Origin of the sequence: Aeromicrobium sp. Leaf272 (assembly GCF_001422865.1) — a bacterium.
Classification (GTDB): Bacteria; Actinomycetota; Actinomycetes; order Propionibacteriales; family Nocardioidaceae; genus Aeromicrobium.
In genome coordinates this window covers 613,311-617,545 of the sequence record NZ_LMMY01000009.1, presented here as the reverse complement: position 1 = coordinate 617,545, position 4,235 = coordinate 613,311, and the positions used below count along the sequence as shown (strand labels likewise).

The 4,235-nt window shown below is 73.8% G+C and carries 3 protein-coding genes; 2 read left to right on the top strand and 1 reads right to left on the bottom strand.

The features are described from left to right. Positions 1-245: 245 nt before the first annotated feature. The gene (locus ASF38_RS04640; RefSeq protein WP_056573977.1) at positions 246-1,958 is read right to left on the bottom strand and encodes an FAD-dependent oxidoreductase; all 1,713 of its coding nucleotides are present in this window, start codon (positions 1,956-1,958) and stop codon (positions 246-248) included. A 231-nt stretch (positions 1,959-2,189) separates the two neighbouring features. On the opposite strand from ASF38_RS04640, the gene pdhA reads away from it, so the two are divergent. Both pdhA and ASF38_RS17885 read left to right on the top strand, forming a co-directional pair. Next, positions 2,190-3,359, top strand: a complete 1,170-nt coding sequence (pdhA, locus tag ASF38_RS04635) for a pyruvate dehydrogenase (acetyl-transferring) E1 component subunit alpha (protein WP_082480373.1) — start codon at positions 2,190-2,192, stop codon at positions 3,357-3,359. Then, positions 3,356-4,235: transketolase C-terminal domain-containing protein (locus ASF38_RS17885; RefSeq protein WP_162237302.1), on the top strand; the 880-nt coding region annotated here is incomplete at its 3' end. The genes pdhA and ASF38_RS17885, both read left to right, overlap by 4 nt.

Here is a 4,235-nt window from a genome sequence, read left to right as displayed (position 1 = left end):
CCTCTGACGACCCAGGACCGGCCCGCGGCACCGGGGCTCGGCCGAGCGCGAGCCCATCCGCCGGTCGAGGCCCTTTCGGAGACCGAGCCGAGACCCAGCCGGAGCAGCGCAGCCGCAGTCCAGCCCCCGCCGGAGCAGCGCAGCCGCAGGTCCAGCCCCCGCCGGAGCAGCGCAGCCGCAGGTCCAGCCCCCGCCGAGGCAGCGCAGCCGCAGGACCAGACCCAGCCGCAGGACGACGACCGGACCTACGGCGCCAGCCAGCGGTGGATGAGCGGGACGACCGACGAGCCCTCGCCGCTGGCCGCCGCGACGCGCTTCATCGACCCGGCGCGGATGTCGCCGACGGCGAAGACCCCGGGGGCGGTGGTGGCGAGGGTCTCGGGCGGGACGATCGCCTCGGCCGACCAGGGGCCGGGCACGCCGCCGGGGCCGAGCCAGGCCTCCTTCGGCACGTCGCGACCGGTGAGCACGAAGCCGTTGGGGTCGCGCGTGACCTCGGCGGGCAGCCAGCTGCACGTCGGGCGCGCGCCGAGCAGCAGGAACAGCCCGGCCGCGACGACCCGCTCGACCTCACCCGTGGCGTTGGTGCGCAGGTCGAGCCACTCCAGCTGCCCCGCGCCGCCGCCGTCGACGACCTCCACGCCGACCCGGACCGAGACGCGCTCGTTCCAGCGGAGCTCGTCGACGAGGTACTGCGACATCGTCTCGGCGAGGTCGCGGCGCACGACGATCGTCACCGACGACGCGAAGCGGGCCAGGTGGATGGCCGCCTGCCCGGCGGAGTTGCCGCCACCGACCACGACCACCGGCTGGCCCTCGACCTCCTGCGCCGCGGTCATCGCCGACCCGTAGTGCACGCCGCGACCCACGAGCTCCTCCACGGACTCGACGTCGAGGTGGCGGTAGGCCACGCCCGTCGCGATCACGACCGACCGCGCGCGCACCTGCCCGCCGCCCACCGTGGTGATGACGTGCTCACGCTCGGCGTGCGGGGCCGACGGGACGCACGGCCGGAGCGCGTCGACCTCCCACCCGGTGAGGAACCGTGCCCCGAACCGGATCGCCTGCGACCGCGCGCGCTGCGCCAGTCGCATGCCGGAGACGCCGCGCGGGAAGCCGAGGTAGTTGCGGATCATCGAGCTGGTGCCGGCCTGCCCGCCGATGGCCTCGCTCTCGAGCACGACGGTGCTGAGCCCCTCGCTCGCCGCGTACACGGCGGCGGCCAGTCCTGCCGGTCCGGCGCCGACCACCGCGACGTCGACGACGTCGTCGACCACCGTCTCGCCGGGTCCGCCGTACATGACCTGGGCCACCTCGCGCACCGACGTCGGCACGAAGGGCGGTCGGTACACGCTGGCGACCACCGGCTCCCCGGGCTCGCCGCCGTTCTCGACGAGCTCGGCCAGCACCGCGCGGCCGACGTCGCTGTCGGGGTGGTGCACTCCCGTGGGGATGCCCATGCGTTGGGCGAAGTCGCGCACGGCGGCCGTGAGCGGGTTGGACGGGCCCGAGACGATCCGCATCGTCTCGACCTCCGGTGCGGCCACGGTGGACCCCCAGTCCGACAGCAGCTCCCCGACGGCGCCGTGGAACTCCTCGTCGCGCAGGCCCCGTGGCATGAGCAGGTAGCCGTCGAACTTGCCGTGCGCGAGGCCGGGGCGGAGTCGGTCGCCCTCGTCGAGGAAGCGGTCCCAGGGAACGGTCACGAGCCGACGCGCGGTGGGCACCACCCGACGCCAGGTGGCGAACGACGTCCACACGTCGGCGTCGGGGAGGGCGGCGTCCTGCACCACGAGCGCGACCTGGCGGCCGTCGGCGCACAGCCGCTCGAGCAGGGCGGTGGCGTCGGCGCACGTGCGAGCGACCCGCACGTCGTAGTCGCGGTGGTAGCGGCGGAACTCGTCGTCGAGCAGCGACGCGTGGTCGTTGCTCGCGAGGAGGATCACGGGGTGGTCCACCCTCGAAGTCTAGGAAGGCCCCGGTCGCCTCCGGTGACGATCCGGTGAACGTGCGCCCCACGGGGGCAGCGGGGCTTGGCCGACGTGGGCCCGACGCGTTACCGTGGCGTCGTGATGTGACTGCGGTCACGCCACGACCGACCGCCACGCCCGCGCCACCACTGCGGGTCAGCGGTCCCGTACCGCCCCACCGACGTGGAGACCCCGCGCCGGCAGCGAGAGGAACAGCGCATGACCGTACCCCTGCACACCCCGACCACGTCCACGGACGCCGGGTCGCGGCGAGTGACCACGCCCTCGACCGTCGACACCGAGCTCGTCCAGCTGCTGACGCCCGAGGGTCGTCGGGTCGAGCACGAGCGCTACGCCTTCGAGGGCGACGACGAGAGCATCCGCGCGATGTACCGCGACCTCCTCCTCGTCCGCCGCATCGACCACGAGGCGCACGCCCTGCAGCGTCACGGCGAGCTCGGCCTGTGGGCGCAGTGCCTCGGGCAGGAGGCCGCGCAGGTCGGCTCCGGCCGCGCGCTCGCGGCGCAGGACTTCGCGTTCCCCACCTACCGCGAGCACGGCGTGGCGTGGTGCCGCGGCATCGACCCGGCCAAGCTGCTCGGCCTGTTCCGCGGTGTCGAGCTCGGCGGCTGGGACCCCGCCGAGACCGGCATGGCGCTCTACAGCATCATCATCGGCGCGCAGACCATGCACGCCACGGGCTACGCGATGGGCCTGCAGCGCGACGGCGTCGTCGGCACGGGCGACCAGACCCGCGACGCCGCTGCCCTCGCCTACTTCGGCGACGGCGCGAGCAGCCAGGGCGACGTGCACGAGGCGTTCGTCTGGGCGTCGTCGTTCAACGCACCGGTCGTCTTCTTCTGCCAGAACAACCACTGGGCCATCTCGGTGCCGATGGCCCGCCAGAGCCGCGTGCCGCTGGTGCAGCGCGCCGCCGGCTACGGCTTCGGTGGCGTGCGGGTCGACGGCAACGACGTGCTGGCCGTCCACGCCGTCACCCAGGCGGCGCTCCAGCGAGCACGCGACGGCGAGGGACCGACGCTCGTCGAGGCGGTCACCTACCGGATGGGCGCGCACACGACGTCGGACGACCCCACCCGCTACCGCGACACCGCCGAGGTGGAGGCGTGGAAGCACCGCGACCCGCTGGCCCGCGTGGAGACGTACCTGCGCGAGGTCGACACCCCCGAGTCGTTCTTCACCGACCTGCAGACGGAGGCCGAGGACCTCGGCGCGCACCTGCGCGAGGCCTGCCGCTCCCTGCCCGAGCCCGACCTCGGCGCGCTGTTCGACGGCGTCTACGCCGACGCGCACCCCGAGCTGGCCGAGCAGAAGGCCGAGTACCTCGCGTACCGGGCGTCGTTCGAGACCGAGGGCGGTGCGGCATGAGCACCAGCACGAGCACGAGCCAGAGGACGTCGGCCGTCGGTCAGCGGCTGAGCCTCGGCAAGGCGATCAACGCCGGCCTGCGGGCCGCCATGGAGTCCGACCCCAAGGTCGTCGTCATGGGTGAGGACGTCGGCCCGCTCGGCGGCGTCTTCCGCGTGACCGAGGGCCTGCAGAAGGACTTCGGCGAGGACCGCGTGATCGACACCCCGCTCGGGGAGTCCGGGATCGTCGGCGCCGCGGTGGGCATGATGCTGCGCGGCTACCGCCCGGTGGTGGAGATCCAGTTCGACGGCTTCGTGTACCCCGCCTACGACCAGATCGTCAGCCAGGTCGCGAAGCTGCACGCCCGCAGCCAGGGCGTCGTGACGATGCCGGCGGTCATCCGCATCCCGTTCGGCGGCGGCATCGGCGCGGTCGAGCACCACTCCGAGAGCCCCGAGGCGCAGTTCTGCCTGACCGCCGGGCTGCGCGTGGTGAGCCCGTCGAACGCCCACGACGCCTACTGGATGATCCAGCAGGCGATCGCCAGCGACGATCCCGTCGTCTTCATGGAGCCCAAGCGTCGCTACTGGGACGCCGGGCCGGTCGGCCAGGAGAGCACCCCGCTGCACGCCTCGCAGGTGGTGCGCGACGGCCGCCACGCCACACTGCTGGCCTACGGGCCCATGGTGCGCACGTGCCTGGAGTCGGCCGAGGCCGCCGCCGAGGACGGGGTGGACCTGGAGGTCATCGACCTGCGCACCCTCAGCCCTCTCGACCTGGGCCCGGTGCACGAGTCGGTCCGACGCACGGGCCGCGCCGTCGTGGTGCACGAGGCGTCGCGCACGCTCGGCCTCGGTGCCGAGATCGCCGCCCGCGTGCAGGAGGAGTGCTTCT